Origin of the sequence: Streptomyces roseochromogenus subsp. oscitans DS 12.976, assembly GCF_000497445.1 — a bacterium.
GTDB classification, from domain to species: Bacteria; Actinomycetota; Actinomycetes; order Streptomycetales; family Streptomycetaceae; genus Streptomyces; species Streptomyces oscitans.
In genome coordinates this window covers 2,773,514-2,774,053 of the sequence record NZ_CM002285.1, presented here as the reverse complement: position 1 = coordinate 2,774,053, position 540 = coordinate 2,773,514, and the positions used below count along the sequence as shown (strand labels likewise).

At 79.8% G+C, this 540-nt stretch carries 1 pseudogene; it reads left to right on the top strand.

The window, feature by feature from the left end:
• Window positions 1-540 (top strand): annotated as a pseudogene (locus M878_RS99790) (hypothetical protein); the annotation flags it as partial.

The window sequence follows — 540 nt, the reverse complement described above, 5'->3', positions numbered from 1 at the left end:
CGCCAAGCCGCGCGGCGCGGGCGCCCTGCGCCTGGCGCACCTCGCCCTGGCCCGCGGCGACCTCGCCGAGGCGGCCCGGCAGCTCGCCGCCGCCCACGCCCACTGGGGCACCCACGACCCCATGCCCCAGCAGTCCCTGCCCCTGGCCCGGGTCGCCCTCGGCGTCGCCGCCGAGGAAGGCCGCATCGGCGACGCCCGGGCCGAACTGCTCCGGGCCCTGGACGCAGGTTTCCCGCCCGGCACCCACCGCTACGGCTGGCCGCTGCTGCGGGCCGCCGCCACCGCGGAGGCCGAGGCCCGCACCCTGCCCGCCGCCCAGGACGGCCGCGCCGAGATCCTCGACCGCCTCCGTGGAGCCGCACGGACCCTCGCCACCGGCGCCCCGCTCTGGCAGGCCTACGACCACTGGACCCGCGCCGAACTGCGCCGCGCCGAGGCCACGGACACCGCCGACGACTGGTCGCCGGTCGTCACCGCCTTCGAGTGCCTGGACCGCCCGTACGAACTCGCCCGGGTCCGCCACCGCCTCGCCGCGGCACT